The 17,780-nt window shown below is 52.2% G+C and carries 19 protein-coding genes and 1 riboswitch; of the genes, 3 read left to right on the top strand and 16 right to left on the bottom strand.

Features of this window, described 5'->3' with window-relative positions:
• Nucleotides 1-3 precede the first annotated feature (3 nt).
• The 10 genes from FH755_RS10010 to FH755_RS09965 form a co-directional block, all read right to left on the bottom strand.
• Nucleotides 4-516, bottom strand: a complete 513-nt coding sequence (locus FH755_RS10010) for a serine kinase (protein ID WP_292440976.1) — start codon at nucleotides 514-516, stop codon at nucleotides 4-6.
• Between the two features lie 3 nt (nucleotides 517-519).
• The gene (locus tag FH755_RS10005) at nucleotides 520-981 is read right to left on the bottom strand and encodes a PTS sugar transporter subunit IIA (protein WP_292440975.1); all 462 of its coding nucleotides are present in this window, start codon (nucleotides 979-981) and stop codon (nucleotides 520-522) included.
• A gap of 20 nt (nucleotides 982-1,001) precedes the next feature.
• Nucleotides 1,002-1,328: a ribosome-associated translation inhibitor RaiA gene (raiA, locus tag FH755_RS10000; RefSeq protein WP_292440974.1), complete on the bottom strand. Its 327-nt coding sequence runs from the start codon at nucleotides 1,326-1,328 to the stop codon at nucleotides 1,002-1,004.
• 35 nt (nucleotides 1,329-1,363) lie between these two features.
• Nucleotides 1,364-2,818, bottom strand: a complete 1,455-nt coding sequence (locus FH755_RS09995) for an RNA polymerase factor sigma-54 (RefSeq protein ID WP_292440973.1) — start codon at nucleotides 2,816-2,818, stop codon at nucleotides 1,364-1,366.
• A 139-nt stretch (nucleotides 2,819-2,957) separates the two neighbouring features.
• Nucleotides 2,958-3,950 carry an ATP-binding cassette domain-containing protein gene (locus FH755_RS09990; RefSeq protein WP_292440972.1) on the bottom strand — a complete coding sequence of 331 codons (993 nt, stop codon included), beginning with the start codon at nucleotides 3,948-3,950 and terminating at the stop codon, nucleotides 2,958-2,960.
• A complete protein-coding gene (locus tag FH755_RS09985) occupies nucleotides 3,947-4,639 on the bottom strand; it encodes an ABC transporter permease (RefSeq protein WP_292440971.1) in 693 nt (230 codons plus the stop codon). Before FH755_RS09985 ends, FH755_RS09990 begins: the two co-directional genes overlap by 4 nt.
• A gap of 20 nt (nucleotides 4,640-4,659) precedes the next feature.
• Complete coding sequence (gene metF / locus FH755_RS09980) at nucleotides 4,660-5,514, bottom strand: methylenetetrahydrofolate reductase [NAD(P)H] (RefSeq protein WP_292440970.1); 855 nt, start codon at nucleotides 5,512-5,514, stop codon at nucleotides 4,660-4,662.
• A gap of 60 nt (nucleotides 5,515-5,574) precedes the next feature.
• The gene (ahcY, locus tag FH755_RS09975; RefSeq protein WP_292440969.1) at nucleotides 5,575-6,885 is read right to left on the bottom strand and encodes an adenosylhomocysteinase; all 1,311 of its coding nucleotides are present in this window, start codon (nucleotides 6,883-6,885) and stop codon (nucleotides 5,575-5,577) included.
• Between the two features lie 13 nt (nucleotides 6,886-6,898).
• Nucleotides 6,899-8,062, bottom strand: a complete 1,164-nt coding sequence (gene metK, locus FH755_RS09970; protein WP_292440968.1) for a methionine adenosyltransferase — start codon at nucleotides 8,060-8,062, stop codon at nucleotides 6,899-6,901.
• A gap of 85 nt (nucleotides 8,063-8,147) precedes the next feature.
• Nucleotides 8,148-8,224, bottom strand: a riboswitch (S-adenosyl-L-homocysteine riboswitch).
• A gap of 70 nt (nucleotides 8,225-8,294) precedes the next feature.
• Nucleotides 8,295-8,987: a SprT family zinc-dependent metalloprotease gene (locus FH755_RS09965; protein ID WP_292440967.1), complete on the bottom strand. Its 693-nt coding sequence runs from the start codon at nucleotides 8,985-8,987 to the stop codon at nucleotides 8,295-8,297.
• Nucleotides 8,988-9,064: 77 nt separating this feature from the next.
• Between FH755_RS09965 and dusA the strand changes: the two genes are divergently transcribed.
• Complete coding sequence (gene dusA, locus FH755_RS09960; protein WP_292440966.1) at nucleotides 9,065-10,048, top strand: tRNA dihydrouridine(20/20a) synthase DusA; 984 nt, start codon at nucleotides 9,065-9,067, stop codon at nucleotides 10,046-10,048.
• A gap of 174 nt (nucleotides 10,049-10,222) precedes the next feature.
• On the opposite strand, the gene FH755_RS09955 is transcribed toward dusA, so the two are convergent.
• On the bottom strand, nucleotides 10,223-11,005 hold the full coding sequence (locus tag FH755_RS09955; protein ID WP_292440965.1) for an ABC transporter permease: 783 nt from the start codon (nucleotides 11,003-11,005) through the stop codon (nucleotides 10,223-10,225).
• On the bottom strand, nucleotides 11,002-11,922 hold the full coding sequence (locus FH755_RS09950; RefSeq protein ID WP_292440964.1) for an ABC transporter ATP-binding protein: 921 nt from the start codon (nucleotides 11,920-11,922) through the stop codon (nucleotides 11,002-11,004). The genes FH755_RS09955 and FH755_RS09950 overlap by 4 nt, the downstream gene beginning before the upstream one ends.
• Nucleotides 11,923-11,996: 74 nt before the next feature.
• Between FH755_RS09950 and mutH the strand changes: the two genes are divergently transcribed.
• The gene (gene mutH / locus FH755_RS09945; protein ID WP_292440963.1) at nucleotides 11,997-12,668 is read left to right on the top strand and encodes a DNA mismatch repair endonuclease MutH; all 672 of its coding nucleotides are present in this window, start codon (nucleotides 11,997-11,999) and stop codon (nucleotides 12,666-12,668) included.
• A gap of 43 nt (nucleotides 12,669-12,711) precedes the next feature.
• On the top strand, nucleotides 12,712-14,043 hold the full coding sequence (locus FH755_RS09940) for a diguanylate cyclase (RefSeq protein ID WP_292440962.1): 1,332 nt from the start codon (nucleotides 12,712-12,714) through the stop codon (nucleotides 14,041-14,043).
• Between the two features lie 6 nt (nucleotides 14,044-14,049).
• On the opposite strand, the gene prmB is transcribed toward FH755_RS09940, so the two are convergent.
• From prmB to hxlA, 4 genes are all read right to left on the bottom strand, one after another.
• Nucleotides 14,050-14,976 (bottom strand): 50S ribosomal protein L3 N(5)-glutamine methyltransferase, encoded by a 927-nt coding sequence (prmB, locus tag FH755_RS09935; protein ID WP_292440961.1) that lies wholly within the window; start codon nucleotides 14,974-14,976, stop codon nucleotides 14,050-14,052.
• The gene (gene leuC, locus FH755_RS09930; RefSeq protein WP_292440960.1) at nucleotides 14,973-16,382 is read right to left on the bottom strand and encodes a 3-isopropylmalate dehydratase large subunit; all 1,410 of its coding nucleotides are present in this window, start codon (nucleotides 16,380-16,382) and stop codon (nucleotides 14,973-14,975) included. Before leuC ends, prmB begins: the two co-directional genes overlap by 4 nt.
• Nucleotides 16,383-16,517: 135 nt before the next feature.
• Nucleotides 16,518-17,057, bottom strand: coding sequence for a 6-phospho-3-hexuloisomerase (gene hxlB, locus FH755_RS09925; protein WP_292440959.1), 540 nt, complete (start codon nucleotides 17,055-17,057; stop codon nucleotides 16,518-16,520).
• A gap of 11 nt (nucleotides 17,058-17,068) precedes the next feature.
• Nucleotides 17,069-17,704: a 3-hexulose-6-phosphate synthase gene (gene hxlA / locus FH755_RS09920; RefSeq protein WP_292440958.1), complete on the bottom strand. Its 636-nt coding sequence runs from the start codon at nucleotides 17,702-17,704 to the stop codon at nucleotides 17,069-17,071.
• Nucleotides 17,705-17,780 lie beyond the last annotated feature (76 nt).

Raw genomic sequence — 17,780 nt, 5'->3', positions numbered from 1 at the left:
GATTCATGATTGCATTCGTGCAGCCTGACGGCGGCGGAGTTCCTCATTGGCATCAGCCTGGTGCTGCAGTTTGAGCCAGGTCAGCAGCCGCGATGCGACGCTGGCGGCAGAGCGGGGGTTAAGCCTGATACTGGTGACGTTTTGCTGCATGAGCCTGGTGGTCTGTTGCTGACCTTCCAGTTGAGTCGGCAGCGGACTTTCGTTGAGTTCGACGATATATTGCAGTGGCGCTGATTCAACCGTAGCGCTGATGCCGAACAGCTTCTCAATATCAATAGTGCCCAATTCGCGGCTGTTGAGCAGGCCCTTGAGCATATTGGGGCAGTGACCGAAGAGCTGATTATCACTGCAACTGACTTCAATCACATCATCAGCCACCAGTTGATGGCCTTCGGCGACCAGCTCCAGCGCCAGGCTGCTTTTGCCGATCCCGGCTTCACCGGTAATCAGCACACCCTGGCCATGAATACAGACCATGACACCATGACAGGATTGGGTATCGGGATGCGGAATCATGGCTTAATCATCATCAATCGACAGCAGCAGCTCGAAAATCGCTTCAGCACTGTCGGCGTGGCGGATTTTGTCGCAGATCTCCGGATCGCGGAACAGGGCGACCAGACGGGAAAGATGCTGCAAGTGGTGGTCGGTATCTTCTTCCGGTACCAGCAGACCGAAAGCAATATCGATGGGCTGATTGTCGGCAGATTCGAAGGCGACCGGCGTCTCCAGGGTGAGCATGGCGGCGATGGTATGCGTCAGACCGGGCACACGGGCGTGGGGAATCGCCACGCCCTTGCCCAGTCCGGTACTGCCGAGCCGTTCACGCTCGAGTAGAACCTGGAAGATTTTCTCTGCCGTTGTCGCGGTTGTGTTGGCAGCCAGTTTCTGACTCAGGTTTTCCAGCACTTTTTTCTTGCTGGAGGCCGGGTCGCGATAACTGATGCTGTCAGCGTTAACCAATAAGGCGGCAATGAGCATAGAAAGTCCTGTGAATAGAGTTAATTGCTTCTGTGCTTCATATCGGCACCGACCGCCTGATGGTGATCAGTGATTTTATCTTTATGCTTGATGATTTGACGATCCAGTTTGGCGACGAGGTTTTCGATCGCGCTGTACATGTTTTCGTTTTCATCGGAGGCGAACAGATCCGCGCCACTGACGTGGACTGTGGCTTCTGCTTTCTGGCGCAGTTTCTCCACAGAGAGAATCACGTGAACATTGGTCATATTATCGAAATGACGAGTCAGTTTTTCGAATTTTTTGTTGACGTGATCACGCAGGCTGTCAGTAATTTCGACGTGTTGTCCGCTTAAATTTAATTGCATAACTTAAGACTCCTTTTAGAGTGGTGATGACTGGATCAGACCAGTCGTTTTCGCTCGTTCGATGGCGCGATGGCCAGCGTCTCGCGATACTTTGCAATCGTCCGTCGAGCGACGTTGATACCCTGATCGCCCAGAATAGCGGCGATCTTACTGTCACTCAGTGGTTTGCGCGGATTTTCGGCCGCGACCAGTTTCTTGATGATAGCGCGGATTGCCGTGGCTGAACATTCACCCCCGGCCTCAGTGCTGACATGGCTGGAAAAGAAATACTTCAGCTCGAAAATACCACGCGGTGTATGCAGGTATTTGCGGGTGGTAACCCGGGAAATCGTGGATTCATGCATTTCCACTGCCTCGGCAATATCGGCCAGCACCAGCGGTTTCATCGCTTCTTCACCGTGATCGAGAAAGTCTTTCTGCCGATCGACAATCGCTTCGGTGACCTTGAGCAGGGTTTCATTGCGGCTTTGCAGACTTTTCAAAAACCAGCGGGCTTCCTGCAGATTATTCTTGAGATAGGTGTTTTCAGCACTGTTATCAGCACGATTAACCAGTTGTGCATAGTGCTCGGCAATTTGCAGCCGCGGCGCATTGTCCGGGTTCAGGGACAGTTGCCACTTACCTTTATATTTGCGTGCGTAGACATCGGGCACAATATATTCGGTAGTGTCAGTCTGAATTTGACTGCCGGGACGCGGGTTGAGCAGCTGAATCGAGCGCACCAGTTCGGTCAGTTCATCGTCTGAGACTTTAAGTGCCCGTTTGATTTGGGCGTAATCACGTTTGGCGAGGGTATCGAGATGTTTGTCGACCAGCTCGCGCAGCAGATCGATATGCGGAAGACCGGAAGCTTCATAAACGCGCAGTTGAATCAGCAGGCATTCGCGCAGATCACGGGCTGCCACACCCACCGGATCAAAATGCTGAATCCGATGCAGTACGGTTTCAATTTCATCCAGCTCCAGATCCTCAAACTCTTCGCTCAAACTGTCGTGAATGTCTTCCAGCGTGGTTTTAAGATAGCCGTCATCTTCCACTGAGTCGATGATCATGGTGGCGATGGCGGCTTCGGTTTCTGAAAAGGGAGTCAATCGCATCTGCCACAGCAGATGCTGTTGTAGGGTGTCGGTACTTTCGTCCTGATTGTCCCGTTCCAGATCACTGTCACCCATCGGGCTGCTGCCTGTATTCGAGACAGGCTGGTGGTCATACATATCTTCCCACTTGGTATCGACAGGCAAATCTTCGGGTATGTCCTGATTTTCCAGCTGGCTGATATCACGGCTGGCCTGATCATCGTCACTGCGACTGGCCGCATTCTCGTCATAGTCGTAGTCTTCCTCGACTTCCAGTAACGGGTTGGTTTCCAATGCTTCCTGGATTTCAGCCTGTAGTTCCAGCGACGACAGTTGCAATAAGCGGATCGCCTGCTGCAGCTGCGGAGTCATCGACAGACTTTGGCCTACACGTAGCTGTAATGAGGGTTTCACAAGTGTTTTGGGACTAATGTTGCGACCATGAGTTTATGTTACCGCAAGTCTTATGCCATTGCCTACAGGATCACGACAAAATGTTCTGTGAACTGAAAAACAATCTGCTTTGTGTGCCGGTCATTGCGCGGCAAAGCCATCAGAACACACTGACGGCACTGGCTTTAAAATTAACCCAGACCGTATCTCCCAGTTGCAGCGCGAGGTTGTGCAGCGAAGTCGGGGTGATGACGGCATAAAACGGCTCGCCGCAATCGATCATCAGCCGGACTTGTCCGCCTTCCTCGGCAATCTGCGTCAACCTGCCAGCGAAACTGTTGAGCATGCTGGTGTGATGCAGTGGTTGATCAGACACAATAATCTGTCGTGGATCGATTGCGATATGACGGGCGTCGGCATCGGTTTCACCAATATGAATCAGCAGATTGCCGGTGTTAAATAACTGCTGCTGGCTTCGGCCATGATAGAGATTCAGCAGTGGCGCATTGGTAACTCGGCCATTGACCAGATTGATCGAGTTGTCGGCAACCGCCATCGCCTGCAGCCGGTCATGAGTCGAGAAAATCACGGTCTTACCGTCCTGGGAAGCAAACTGACGGATGCTGGTTTCCAGTTGGCGGATATGACGCTGATCCAGATGTGAAAAGGGTTCATCCAGAAGCAGAATATCCGGTTCATACACGATCGCCCGCGCGATCGCCGCACGCTTGAGTTCACCGCCGGACAGTGTTGCTGCATCCTGATCAGCCTGCGGCATCAGATTGACCATGGCCAGGGTCTTTTCTATCAGCGTGTGATGTTGCGGGCGCGGGATCTGCTGCAGTCTGAGTGCCAGTTTCAGGTTGTCTCGAACCGTGCCATTGAGCATATAAGGTTGCTGCGTGACATAGCCGATCCGCCGGCGCTGTGCAGCGGTCAACCTGGTACCGACGGTTTCCTGTAACAGGATAATTTGTCCCTGATCAGGGGCTTGAACAAAGGCCAGACAATTCATCAGCGTGGATTTACCGGCACCGTTTTCACCCAGTAGCGCCGTGCTTTGATTAAGGCTGAGGCTCAGTGACGGTATATTCAGTACTTCACGGCCATCAAAACGAACCTGTATGTCATTGAGTTGATAGGCCGGGATCATGATCTGGCCTTATTGAGGGCTGATAAAAGAAAGTTGAGTACAAAAGCGATCAACAGCAGCACCATGCCCAGTGCCAGTCCCAGTTCGAATTCGCCCTTACTGGTTTCCAGCGCAATGGCCGTGGTCATGGTGCGGGTAAAACCCTCGATATTACCGCCCAGCATCATCGCCGCGCCGACCTCACCGATAGCCCGGCCAAAACCGGTAATTACGCCTGCCAGAATCGCAAAACGGGTGGTACGGATAACCTGTAGCATCATCGGCAGAGTGCGTGCCCCGAGGCTTCTCAAGGTGGGTATCAGTCTGGGATCCGCCGCGTTCACCGCGGTGACGGTCAGGTTCATCATGATCGGAAAAATTAATATCGCCTGGGCGATAATAATCGCGGTCGGGGTGTAAAGCAGTCCCCATTCGCCAAGCGGACCGGCGCGGCTGAACAAACCATAAAGCAGCAGACCGATAACCACGGTAGGCATGGCCATCAGCGTGTTAAGTAAATGCTGGATTATCCGCTTGCCCCTGAAGCGGTTTAAAGCCATTACGACGCCAGCCGGGATGGCCAGCACAGCGGCAATTACCGATGCTGACAGGGAGATAAATACCGATGTGAAGACAATCCGCATAATTTCCGGATCGAGCTGCCATATCAGCGCAAAGGCAGCAGCGAAAGAATCAGCAAAATAATTCATCGCTCAGCCACCTTTCTGCATTATTGCTTAATCAGGTTCAGTCGCTGACAAATGGTCAGAGTCGGCTCGGTCTTGTTCATGGTGTAGAAGTGCAGTCCCGGCACATCGAGCTCAATCAGCTGACGGGTGAATTCAGTCAGAAAATCCAGGCTGAAGGCTTTCATCGACTCGGTATCGTCGTAAAATTCTTCCAGCCGTTTACGCAGCCAGCGCGGGATTTCAGCACCGCAACTGGCTGAGAAACGTGCCAGCTGTGCAAAGTTATTGATCGGCATAATGCCCGGAATAATCGGAATATCAATACCTTTCTGCACACAGCGGTCGAGGAAGAAGCGGTAAGCATCGATATTGTAGAAATACTGGGTAATGGCGCTGTTTGCACCGGCATCGACCTTACGTTTGAAGTTATCCAGATCAAATTCAGCGGTCTGAGCCTGTGGATGCACTTCCGGATAGGCGGCGACCTCGATATCGAAATAATCACCGGTTTCCCTGCGGATAAATTCGACCAGTTCACTGGCATAGCGGAAATCGCCCGGATCCCGCATACCCGAAGGCAGATCGCCGCGTAAAGCAACGATACGGTGAATGCCGTTTTGTTGATAGATATCAAGCATTTCCCGCAGGCGGTCAGCACTTGAACCGACACACGACAGATGTGGCGCGGCATCAATTCCAGTCGAGGGTTGCTGCTCCTGGATTTCCAGCACCGCTTCCATGGTGTTGTCCTGGGTTGAGCCACCGGCCCCAAATGTCACTGAGTAAAACTCGGGCGCAAGCGGGATTAGTGCCTCACGAACACGGCGCAGATTCGCCACACCTTTTTCGGTTTTTGGCGGGAAAAACTCACAGCTGAGCGTCAGATTTTTGGACATGTTTTTGTCTTGAATAAAAAAATGGGCTGAAAAAATCAGCCCATTTTAACTGATAAGAGATTAATACCTGTAGTGATCAGGTTTGTAAGGTCCTTCCTGTTCCAGACCGAGGTACTTCGCCTGTTCCGGGGTCAGCTGGGTCAGGCTGGCACCGATACGGCCCAGATGCAGCTGGGCGACTTTCTCGTCCAGCTTCTTGGGCAGCACATAAACACGGTTTTCATAGTTGTCACTATGTTGCCACAGTTCGATTTGTGCCATGACCTGATTGGTGAAGGACGCAGACATCACAAAGCTCGGATGACCGGTAGCACAACCCAGGTTCACCAGGCGGCCTTCGGCCAGCAGAATGATGCGCTTGCCGTCAGGGAAGATAATATGGTCAACCTGCGGTTTGATGTTTTCCCATTCGTATTTACGCAGTGACGCGACATCAATTTCAGAATCAAAGTGACCGATATTGCAGACGATGGCTTCGTTCTTCATCGCTTTCATATGATCATGGGTGATGACATCGATATTGCCGGTGGCGGTGACAAAAATATCAGCCATTGCCGCCGCTTCGTCCATGGTGACGATGCGGTAACCTTCCATGCTCGCCTGCAGCGCGCAAATCGGATCGATTTCGGTAACCAGTACGGTCGCACCCATGCCGCGGAATGCCTGTGCACAGCCTTTACCGACATCACCGTAACCCAGTACGACGCAGATTTTACCTGCGATCATCACGTCGGTGGCGCGTTTGATACCGTCCAGCAGTGACTCACGGCAACCGTAGAGGTTATCGAACTTGGATTTGGTGACCGAATCATTGACGTTGATGGCCGGCACTTTCAGTGTGCCCTGTTTCATCATTTCGTAGAGACGGTGCACGCCGGTGGTGGTTTCTTCCGACAGGCCTTTGACATCATCCAGCAGTTCCGGATATTTCTCGTGCATGATCAGGGTCAGGTCACCGCCATCGTCCAGGATCATATTCGGACGCCAGCCGTTGGGGCCGACAATGGTTTGTTCAATGCACCAGACCGCTTCCTCTTCAGTTTCGCCTTTCCAGGCAAACACCGGGATGCCCTGATCAGCAATGGCTGCTGCGGCATGATCCTGGGTTGAGAAGATATTGCAGGAAGACCAGCGGACTTCAGCTCCCAGCTCGATCAGGGTTTCGATCAGTACCGCGGTCTGGATAGTCATATGCAGACAGCCGGCGATACGGGCACCTTTCAGCGGCGCCTGACCGGCATATTCTTCACGCAAAGCCATCAGGCCGGGCATTTCGCTCTCGGCGATTTTGATTTCCTGATGGCCCCACTTGGCCAGAGAGATATCAGCGACTTTATAGTCGGGGTTGAGGTTTTCGATTGCAGATTCCATGATAATTCCTTGATTATTTCAGACCGGCGGCGTCGCGTAATACGTCTGCCATATCGGTATTTTCCCAGCTGAAGCCGACACCTTCACGGCCGAAATGGCCATAGGCAGCAGTTTGCTGGTACATCGGTTTGATGAGGTCGAGCATTTTGATAAGACCGACCGGGCGCAGATCAAAATGTTCCCTGACCAGCAGTTCCAGCCGTTCCTGCGGAATTTTGCCGGTGCCGAAGGTCTCGACGCTGATCGAGGTCGGCTCAGCCACACCGATGGCGTAGGAGACCTGAATTTCACAACGGTCAGCGAGGCCGGCGGCAACAATGTTCTTGGCCACATAACGACCGGCATAGGCTGCACTGCGGTCGACCTTGGACGGATCCTTACCGGAGAAAGCACCGCCACCGTGACGTGCCATGCCGCCGTAGGTATCCACGATGATCTTGCGACCGGTCAGGCCGGCATCACCGACCGGACCGCCGATAATAAAACGGCCGGTCGGGTTGATATGGATATGGGTTTTTGGCGTCAGCCATTCCTGCGGCAGAACCGGTTTGATGATGTGTTCCATCACCGCCTCACGCAGATCCGCCTGAGAGATTTCCGGACTGTGCTGGGTGGAAAGCACCACGGCATCAATACCGACCGGTTTGCCGTCCTGATAGACAAAGGTCACCTGACTTTTGGCATCCGGACGCAGCCAGCTCAGTTCACCGCTTTTACGGATATGTGCCTGTCTTTTCACCAGACGGTGGGCATACGTAATCGGTGCCGGCATCAACACATCGGTTTCATTACTGGCATAGCCAAACATCAGCCCCTGGTCACCGGCTCCCTGATTTTCTTCAGTATCACGGTCCACGCCCATGGCGATATCGGAGGATTGTTTACCGATCAGTGACATGACGGCACAGGTCTGACCATCGAAACCCACTTCAGAACTGTTATAGCCGATATCGGTGATAGTTTTACGGACCACATCTTCCAGGTCGACCCAGGCTGAAGTGGTGATTTCACCGGCGATAATTGCGGCGCCGGTCTTGATCAGGGTCTCGCAGGCGACCCGGGCTTTGGGATCCTGTCGCAGAATCTCGTCCAGGATGGCGTCAGAAATCTGATCAGCGACTTTATCCGGATGACCTTCTGACACGGACTCAGAAGTGAAAAGATAGTTACTACTCATAGCCAGCTTCCTCATTACATCAGTTCAAGGTAATGATAGTGGTGCCATGAGTCGGGAACAGTGCTCATTACTATCAGTTACCTGTTAATAATGAACGCAGTTAGATGAATACTGTTGGATAAGCCTAGCAGGATGTGCCCTGTTGCAGCGTTCCTTATCCGAAAGTCGACATATTAATCGAAACGGCAGATTTTTCAAGCTTCTAAACCTGGTTGTCGGGTTTAGTCAGGGTTTACAGCTGAAGCTGCTGTCCGTTTATTTTCAACCATGCCCGATGCTGCGTGAAGTCCGGGTCAAATTGTTCAACCAGTCGCCAGAAAGCAGGCGAGTGGTTGTGCTGTCGCAAATGACACAGTTCGTGAATGATGACGTAGTCAATGATTTTGGCTGGTGCCATTATCAGTTTCCAGTTGAGCTGTATTTTGCCGGACAGGGTACAACTGCCCCAGCGGGCCCGGTAGGTTTTGACTTCAATGGTGCCGGGTTTAAAACCGGTCTGCCGTGCCAGCAGTTCACATCGCTCAGCCAGCCAGCTTTGTGCCTGCTGTTTGTACCAGTCAGTGATTTGTTTTTTCAGCGCGACTTCGCTGGCTTGCCGACCGCGATGCTCGACACAGAATCGCTTATCGATGAGTGTCACTTTCCTGCCAGGCTGTGATGGATACACAGCCAGTTGATAGGGAATGCCCAGGTAGAGCAGGCGCTCACCATTGACGAACTGTTTGGGGGCGACCGGCGGGTGAGCAGCCAGTTTCTGCTGAATCCAGCCACTTTTCTGCTGCACAAAATATTCGGCCTGCTGCATGGGTAAACGCGCCGGGATCCGCAGTTGGACCTCGCCATCGCGAATCGCCAGCGACAGCGTCTTACGCCGTTTGCTGCGGATAACCTCAACCTCGACACCGTTGCAGTGGATGCTTTTCATCGCGATATTGTGCGTAACAGGAAGATTTTTCGCCAGTTATTTGCGAAAATATGGCGTTTTAGACTTTGCTAATTAAGATGTCATCAGCTACCGCTTTTCACCCTTCCCGACGCTTGTCAGTCGCCCCGATGATGGACTGGACTGACCGTGACTGTCGTTATCTGCTGCGGCTCATTTCGCGGCAGACACTGCTTTATACCGAAATGGTCACGACCGGTGCGCTAATTCACGGTGACAGGGACCGTTTTCTGGCCCATGATCAACGTGAGTATCCGCTGGCTTTACAACTGGGTGGCAGTGAGCCTGTGGAACTGGCGGAATGTGCCAGGATGGGAGAAGACGCCGGCTATGACGAAATCAATTTGAACGTCGGCTGCCCCAGTGACCGGGTGCAATCCGGTCGTTTTGGTGCCTGCCTGATGGCTGAACCGGCGCTGGTGGCGGAAGGCGTTGCTGCGATGCAGGCAAAAGTGACTATTCCTGTGACAGTCAAAACCCGGCTTGGCATTGATGATTTTGATAGTTATGAGTTTCTGACTGACTTTATCGATAAAGTCTCTGCCGCTGGCTGTGAGATTTTTATTCTGCATGCCCGTAATGCCTGGCTTAAAGGTTTGAGCCCCAAGGAAAATCGCGATGTGCCGCCGCTTAACTACGAGCGGGTTTATCAGGTGAAGCGGGACTATCCGCATCTGCATATTGATATCAATGGCGGTATCCAGACGCTGGATGAAGCCGGACAACATCTGCAGCATGTCGATGGCGTGATGATGGGCCGCGCGGTTTATCACAACCCTTACCTGCTGGCGGCCGCCGATGAAACTGTGTTCGGTGAGGCTCAGCCGATACTGTCACGGCATGAAGTCATTGAAGTCATGCTGCCCTATATTGAACAGCGGATGCGGGAGGGCAGACCATTGAAATCGATTACCCGGCATCTGCTGGGCCTGTTTCAGGGCCAGCCCGGCGCCCGCCGCTGGCGTCGGCACTTAAGTGAGAATGCCCACTTGCCGGGAGCAGGGATTCAGACGCTTAAGGATGCTCTGGCGCTGGTAGGTTAGCTTTTTGGTTATCCGCAGATTACGCTGATTCCACAGCTTATTGAGAAGCTTACTATTTACTAATCAAGCGCGTGTATGTTGACCTTAGCTGTGGATCTGGGCCTCAGTTTTGAGCCTATATTTACTCAATCTGCGAAATCTGCAGATTCATGTATCTCATATCGCGACTGTGAATCAGTTCCTGAGCCCGGTACCTTTGTGAAGCAGGTAGAGAGCAAAAGCTGTCAGTCCGCCAATAAACAGCAGAATAATGCTGAATGCGGCGACAACCGGAATATCCGATACCCCCAGCATGCCAAAGCGGAAAGCGTTGACCATATAGAGAATCGGGTTCAGTAGAGACACATTCTGCCAGAACTCCGGCAGCAGGCTGATCGAATAAAACACGCCGCCGAGATAGGTCAGTGGTGTCAGGATAAAAGTCGGAATAATCGAAATTTCATCAAAACTGCGGGCATAGACCGCATTGATAAAGCCGCCGATAGCAAACAGGACGGCGCTCAATACCACCATGCTGATAGTGATAAAAATATGCTCAATCGGCAGCCGGGTGAAAAACAGTGAGACGATGGTGACAATAATGCCGACGCAGAGACCACGCGCTGTGCCGCCGGCAACATAGCCGGCCAGGATCAGGTAATTGGGCACCGGCGCAACAATCAGTTCCTCGACGTGGTTCTGGAACTTGGCGCTGAAAAAGGATGAGGCTACATTGGCATAGGCATTATTGATGACCGCCATCATGATAATGCCGGGCACAATGTACTCCATATAGGTAAAACCGCCCATTTCACCGATACGACTGCCAATCAGGTTGCCGAAGATAATGAAATAGAGCGTCATCGTAATCGCCGGCGGTAACAGTGTCTGCGGCCAGATGCGGAAAAAGCGACGGACTTCGCGGGTGACCAGCGTTGATAAGGCGACCCAGTGACGTTGATGACGGCTTGGGTTCATGCGCTTTGCTCCGATGTTTCAACCAGATTCAAGAACAACTCCTCCAGTCGGTTGGCTTTGTTTTTCATGCTGACAACTTCGACACCATGCCGGCTCAGTATTTCAAACATACTGTTGAGTGACTCGCCACGGCTGATTTCGACTTCGATGGTGGTGTCATCCAATCGTTCGAAGTCGAGTCCATCAAGGTCGTTATTCAACAGTGGATACTTGAGATCGAGAATGAAAGCTTCCTTGTCCAGCCGGTTGAGCAGGCTTTTCATATCGGTGTTTTCGATAATCTCACCCTTGTCGATAATCGCGATGTTACGGCACAGACTCTCTGCTTCTTCCAGGTAATGGGTAGTCAGGATAATCGTCGTGCCGGCGGCATTGATCTTGCGCAGGAAAGTCCACATTGAACGCCGAAGTTCAATATCGACACCCGCTGTCGGTTCATCCAGAATCAGCAATTTGGGATTGTGTACCAGTGCTCTCGCAATCATCAGACGGCGTTTCATGCCACCGGATAAAGAGCGGGAAGGCGAATGACGTTTTTCCCACAGACCCAGCTGTTTGAGCAGTTCATCAGCGCGGGGTTCGGCTTCATGTGCCGGCATGCCGTAATAGCCAGCCTGGGTAATCAGGATATGTTTAACCTGTTCGAAACCGTTAAAGTTGAATTCCTGCGGCACCAGGCCGATATAACTTTTAGCCTGTTCTGGATCGTCATCCAGATCGGTGTCAAAGACTTTGACGCTACCGGCTGTTTTGGTGACCAGCGAGGTGACAATACCGATAGTTGTCGTTTTGCCGGCTCCATTAGGTCCTAACAAGGCAAAGAAGTCGCCTTGCTGGATATCCAGGCTGACCGCTTTCAGGGCCTGCACACCATTGCGGTAAGTTTTGCTCAGCTTGTTGATGGATAAGGCTTTCACAGCACCTCACAACGACAGAATAAAGGACGCTAGGTTACCATGACCGGACCGCTGTTGAGAATTTGGAATAGAGAATGAAATTGATAAAAGCCCCTGAAACCGAAGCGGAATTAGTGGAACGGTGTCGGCTGCTGGCGGGCAAAACACTGGGGCAAGTGGCGGCGGAGCTGGGACTGAGCGTGCCCGATAATCTGCAACGGCATAAGGGCTGGGTAGGCCAGTTGCTGGAGACCTACCTTGGCGCTGATGCCGGTAACCAGGCAGAACCCGATTTTACCGGTCTGGGCATCGAACTGAAAACCCTGCCGCTCAACGCCCAGGGACAGCCGAAAGAGTCCACTTATGTCTGCACCGTCTCTCTGACCGAGTCCGGTCGCCTGCAATGGGATAACAGCTGGGTCCGGAAAAAGCTGGCAAAAGTGCTATGGTTACCGGTAGAGGCGGATTCGGCGATACCGCTGGCTGACCGTTACGTCGGACACGGCTGGATCTGGCATCCTACACCGGCACAGGAACAGCAACTGAAGCGTGACTGGGAAGAATTAATGGACCGGGTCGTACTCGGGGAACAGGCTGAAATCACGGCCCGAGAAGGTGAGTTTTTACAGATACGGCCCAAAGCCGCCCATAGCCGGGTGCTGGCAAAGACCTGGTCGGAAACCGGTGAGAGTACCCAGATTAATCCCAAGGGGTTTTATCTTCGTACCAGCTTTACCCGGCAATTACTCGCGACACAGTTCAATTAATGGTAATGTTGCCAATTTAGTCAGTCCTCGATACATGGAGAGTATGGATAGCAATAGCAGTAAGGCACAGAGCATGTTAAACGCGCTGGTGATAGATAGTTCGAGTTATTTCAGCGAACAGTTGAGCGACTTACTGACGTCTGCCGGTTTCCAGGTGGATATTGCGCACTCCGGGTACGATGGTCTGGACAAGGCCGCTGCCGGCCGGTATCGCCTGGTCTGTTGTGCCGATAACCTGCAAGACTATGCCAGCAGTGAGTTCTGCAGTCAGCTTCGGGCTATCAGCGGCTATGAGTTCGCCACACTCCTCGTACTGACCGAGCAGGATAACGCCAAAATTCTAAAACAGGCCCTGTTGGCCGGTGCCACCGATATCTTCAGTAAACACGACATCACCGAGATGGAAACCTATCTGACCCGCCTCAGCCAGCGTGAGTCGCGACAGTTATCAGGGCGGGTGTTATTTATTGAGGATTCCCGTGTTTTGCAGACTATTGTTATCGACCTGCTTACGGATATGGGCCTGGATGTTGACGCCTATAACTATGCCGAGAGTGCCTGGGAGGCATTCCGCAATGGGGATTATGACCTGGTAATTACCGATATCATGCTGGAAGGCATCATGAGTGGTATCACCCTGGTCAGGAAAATCCGCCGGATGCAGAGCGAATACGGCAATGTGCCGATCATCGCGACCTCCGGCTTCGACAATATGTCACGCAAGATCGAGTTGTTCCATCTTGGCGTCAATGATTACGTATCCAAGCCGATAGTGCGTGAGGAGCTGCGCCAGCGTGTGTTCAACCACATCACAAGTTATCAGACACTGAGAGAACTGCGCACCCAGCAACAGTCGCTATACAGCCTGGCCATGCTGGATGAGACTTCCGGACTCTTTAATCGCCATGCGTTGCGAGAGTTTGCCGGTAAATACTTCAGCGAGGCTTATCGTTTCGATCGTACCTTGTCGCTGGCAGTGATGGATATTGATCATATGAAGCAAATCAATGAGAGCCACGGCTTCCTCATAGGTGATCAACTATTATCAGAGCTGGGCGCCTGGCTCAAACGGCATGTTCGCGATGTCGATATGATTGCCCGCTGGGCCGGCGATGAGATGGTGTTTATCCTGCCCGGCTGTGACCTGGCCTCAGCCAATGGTTTGATGGACCGCATGCTGGATCGCTTGCGTAAGTTTAAACCGGCCGGCCTGGAGACTGCGGTCACGGTCAGTGTCGGGATTGCTGAATTATCCAGGGAAAACAATGACACGCTCAACAGCCTGTTCGAGCGCGCAGATAAAGCCATGTACCAGGCCAAGATGGCAGGCAGGGATTGTGTTGTGACCTACCAGGAAGAAAGCGAAACAGCCTAGTTTCCGCTATCCGTATTTTCGCCTGAATTCGATGCACTGGGGCTTATCCAGCATAAAAATTCCGTGACCGCCAAGCTCAAATTCCAGCCATAGGAATGCCATCTCCGGCCAGGCGGCGTCGACCGCCAGATCACTATTGCCAACTTCCACAAACAGTAAGCCTTCATCGCTCAGATAATCCGCGGCATGGAGCAGGATCTCCCTGACTAAAGCCAGACCATTATCAGCCGCTTCCAGCGCGGCAGTTGGTTCATGACGGTATTCTGCAGGTAAGCCAGCCATTTCATCAGCACCGACATAGGGCGGATTGCTGATGATGAGGTCATATTGCTGCTTGGGTGACAGTGACTGCCAGCAATCGGACTGAATGGCCTGAACCTGATCCTGCAGATCGTGTTTGTGAATATTAATCTGGGCCACAGCCAGTGCGTCAGCACTGATATCCACTGCATCGACCTGGGCCTCAGGAAATGCCAGTGCCAGCGCAATCGCGATACAGCCGCTACCGGTGCAGAGATCCAGAATGCGGTTAACGCTGGCTGGGTTTTCCAGCCAGGGCTGGAACTGATTGTCGATAAGTTCGGCAAAAGGTGAACGTGGAATCAGTACTCTTTCATCTACATAAAAGGGCAGGCCGGCAAACCAGGCTTCATGTGTCAGGTAGGGCAGGGGAATGCGCTGTTCAATGCGCTTTTGAACAAGCGCCAGCAGATGGCTTTTTTCGCTGCTGCTGAGACGAGCATCGAGAAACAGCTCGGGTAACTCATGCACCGGCAGATTCAGGCTGCTCAGTATCATTTGCGACGCTTCATTAAAGGCGTCATCATTGCCATGCCCATAAAACAATCCCGCTTCCAAGAAGCGGGATGTGGTCCAGCGCAGAAAATCACGCAGAGTCAGTAGTTCAGCCTGTACTGCCGTGTAATCGGTCATGTGCTTTGCTGGGTGATATCCACAAAGTGACCGGCAATCGCCGCCGCAGCGGCCATTGCAGGGCTGACCAGATGGGTTCTGCCCCCCTGACCCTGGCGACCTTCAAAGTTACGGTTCGATGTCGAGGCACAGTGCTCGCCTGATTCCAGACGGTCAGCGTTCATCGCGAGGCACATCGAACAGCCCGGATCACGCCATTCAAAACCGGCTTCAATAAAGACTTTATCCAGCCCTTCCTGTTCCGCCTGTTGTTTGACCAGACCGGATCCGGGTACCACCATTGCCTGTTTGACGCTGGCGGCGACCTTGCCACCCTTGATGGCAGCGGCCGCTTCGCGCAGATCTTCAATGCGTGAATTAGTGCAGGAGCCAATAAAGACCCGGTCCAGGTGAATATCGGTAATCGGCTGATTGGCATTGAGGCCCATATATTTCAGGGCTTTTTCCATCCCGTTTCGCTTAACCGAGTCAGACTCTGCGGCCGGATCAGGGATCGTTGCGTTGACCGGCACCACCATTTCCGGTGATGTACCCCAGGTGACCTGCGGTTTAATCTCTTGCGCCTTGAGCACCACGACTTTGTCAAAATGCGCACCGTCATCCGAGTGCAGATCGCGCCAGGCGTCGACAGCCTTATCCCAGTTCTCACCCTGAGGCGCAAAAGGCCGCTCTCTGAGATAATCAATGGTGGTGTCATCGACTGCGATCATACCGGCGCGGGCACCGGCTTCGATCGTCATGTTACAGACAGTCATACGGCCTTCCATGCTCAAAGCCTGGATCGCTTCGCCGGCGAACTCAATGGCATATCCTGTGCCGCCGGCGGTACCGATTTCACCGATAATCGCGAGCACAATATCCTTCGCCGTGATGCCGGGGTTCACATGACCTTCGACGCGAACCTGCATATTTTTGGATTTGCGCTGAATCAGGCACTGGGTAGCCATGACATGTTCGACTTCGGAGGTGCCGATACCAAAGGCCAGTGCACCGAAAGCGCCATGAGTCGAGGTATGGGAATCGCCGCAGACCACGGTCATGCCCGGCAGGGTGGCCCCCTGTTCAGGGCCGACCACATGGACAATACCCTGTCGCAGATCATTGAGGCCAAACTCGGTAATGCCGAACTCGTTACAGTTCAGGTCGAGTGTTTCTACCTGCAGACGTGAGACCGGGTCGGCGATGCCTTTATCGCGGTCAGAGGTTGGCACATTATGATCCGGTGTCGCCAGAATGGTGTTCAGGCGGTACGGTTTACGATGCGCCAGACGCAGTCCTTCAAAAGCCTGAGGAGAAGTGACTTCATGAACCAGATGGCGATCGATGTAGAGCAGCGCTGTGCCGTCTGCATCGCTGCGCACCACATGTTGTTCCCAGAGTTTGTCGTAAAGCGTTTTGGCAGACATAGAATTCTAAATCAATAAATGGATAACTATTTATTATAGCGTTTTCGGCCGCCAAGCTCTATCTATATGACGGACATAAAAAAACGGGTAACCTGAAGGTTACCCGTTTTCTGACTTTCTGCTAAGGAAAAGTGGTTATTCCATATTAGCGTGTCTGTATTTCATCTCTTCTTCCGGAATGCCTTTTTCGTGAATCAGGTGAGACACGATGGCTTCCAGGAAAATCAATGTAGACAATTCAAACATGGTTCCCATAGGCATGCCCTTAGTCGGGGCAAAGCTATTATCGTTACCAATTTGAATAGTTTTATCCGCTATATCACCAATGGTGGAGCTTGATTTTGAGCAAATCAGAGCGACTTTAGCGTTTTCAGACTTGGCTTTATTCGCGAATGAAACCAGCTGGGTTGTTTCACCGGAACCCGAGATCACGATCAGCAGATCGCCTTCACGGATGCTTGGTGTGCTGATTTCACCCTGAATATAGACAGTATAACCACTATGCATCAACCTCATACCGAGGAAGTTACCAACCAGTCTTGAGCGACCCGCACCAGTGATGAAGATGCGCTTGGCATCATCACACATAGCAACGAATTCTGCTTCAAGGGAGTCGTCAGTAGCACCCAGGATATCAGTGATTTTGTTAATAACTAGATCACGATGCATTGTCATTTTACTAATCCTTATGCTGCGTCAACCAGAGCGCGCAGTTCTTTAGCAGATTCAGCTGGTGAAGGCGCACCGTAGATAGCAGCACCAACAACAACGATAGCAGCGCCAGCTTGTACACAGCTTTGGATGGTGTCTTTGTTGATACCACCGGCAACTGAAACTTTAACGCCCAGGTTCAGACCAGTAATGGTTTTCAGGTCTTCAAAAGGAGTTTGGCCAGCTGCTTGCGCGTCCAGACCGGTGTGAACACCGATGATGTGCGCACCGCTTTGGGCGGCTTCTTTAGCTACTGCTGCTTTGTCTTCAACACCGATCAGGTCAACTTGTGCTTCAGCGTTGTTAGCGTTTGCTGCTTTGATAACGCCCTTGATGGTCGCCATGTCAGAAGCACCCAGTACAGTAGTGATGTCACCACCGGCTTCAAAGAAAGGAGTGGCTTCGTATTCACCAGCGTCCATTGTTTTCAGGTCAACCAGGATTTTCTTGTCTGGGTGAGCAGCTTTCAGTGCTTTAACCAGTTTCAGACCGTTGTACTTGATGCATGGTGTACCAATTTCCAGAATGTCGACGTAAGGCGCGACTTGTTCAGCCAGAGCCATTGTTGCGTCGAAGTCCAGAGAGTCGAGTGCCATTTGGATTTCAGCCATGTTACATACTCCTAAATATAGTAAAAATGATTGTTCACGCTTAACAATAAAGTGAAGCGGGACTATATGCAGAAAA

The organism is Methylophaga sp. (genome assembly GCF_009711715.1).
GTDB lineage: Bacteria > Pseudomonadota > Gammaproteobacteria > Nitrosococcales > Methylophagaceae > Methylophaga.
The sequence above is the reverse complement of the archived record's forward strand: the minus strand, read 5'-3'. Positions and strand labels throughout refer to the sequence as shown.

What these genes read in the sequence shown, in the direction of transcription:
- FH755_RS10010 (WP_292440976.1), bottom strand. Translation starts at nt 516, where the DNA reads ATGATTCCGCATCCCGATACCCAATCCTGTCATGGTGTCATGGTCTGT.
- FH755_RS10005 (WP_292440975.1), bottom strand. Translation starts at nt 981, where the DNA reads ATGCTCATTGCCGCCTTATTGGTTAACGCTGACAGCATCAGTTATCGC.
- raiA (WP_292440974.1), bottom strand. Translation starts at nt 1,328, where the DNA reads ATGCAATTAAATTTAAGCGGACAACACGTCGAAATTACTGACAGCCTG.
- FH755_RS09990 (WP_292440972.1), bottom strand. Translation starts at nt 3,950, where the DNA reads ATGATCCCGGCCTATCAACTCAATGACATACAGGTTCGTTTTGATGGC.
- FH755_RS09985 (WP_292440971.1), bottom strand. Translation starts at nt 4,639, where the DNA reads ATGAATTATTTTGCTGATTCTTTCGCTGCTGCCTTTGCGCTGATATGG.
- metF (WP_292440970.1), bottom strand. Translation starts at nt 5,514, where the DNA reads ATGTCCAAAAATCTGACGCTCAGCTGTGAGTTTTTCCCGCCAAAAACC.
- ahcY (WP_292440969.1), bottom strand. Translation starts at nt 6,885, where the DNA reads ATGGAATCTGCAATCGAAAACCTCAACCCCGACTATAAAGTCGCTGAT.
- metK (WP_292440968.1), bottom strand. Translation starts at nt 8,062, where the DNA reads ATGAGTAGTAACTATCTTTTCACTTCTGAGTCCGTGTCAGAAGGTCAT.
- FH755_RS09965 (WP_292440967.1), bottom strand. Translation starts at nt 8,987, where the DNA reads ATGAAAAGCATCCACTGCAACGGTGTCGAGGTTGAGGTTATCCGCAGC.
- dusA (WP_292440966.1), top strand. Translation starts at nt 9,065, where the DNA reads ATGTCATCAGCTACCGCTTTTCACCCTTCCCGACGCTTGTCAGTCGCC.
- FH755_RS09955 (WP_292440965.1), bottom strand. Translation starts at nt 11,005, where the DNA reads ATGAACCCAAGCCGTCATCAACGTCACTGGGTCGCCTTATCAACGCTG.
- mutH (WP_292440963.1), top strand. Translation starts at nt 11,997, where the DNA reads ATGAAATTGATAAAAGCCCCTGAAACCGAAGCGGAATTAGTGGAACGG.
- FH755_RS09940 (WP_292440962.1), top strand. Translation starts at nt 12,712, where the DNA reads ATGGATAGCAATAGCAGTAAGGCACAGAGCATGTTAAACGCGCTGGTG.
- prmB (WP_292440961.1), bottom strand. Translation starts at nt 14,976, where the DNA reads ATGACCGATTACACGGCAGTACAGGCTGAACTACTGACTCTGCGTGAT.
- leuC (WP_292440960.1), bottom strand. Translation starts at nt 16,382, where the DNA reads ATGTCTGCCAAAACGCTTTACGACAAACTCTGGGAACAACATGTGGTG.
- hxlB (WP_292440959.1), bottom strand. Translation starts at nt 17,057, where the DNA reads ATGACAATGCATCGTGATCTAGTTATTAACAAAATCACTGATATCCTG.
- hxlA (WP_292440958.1), bottom strand. Translation starts at nt 17,704, where the DNA reads ATGGCTGAAATCCAAATGGCACTCGACTCTCTGGACTTCGACGCAACA.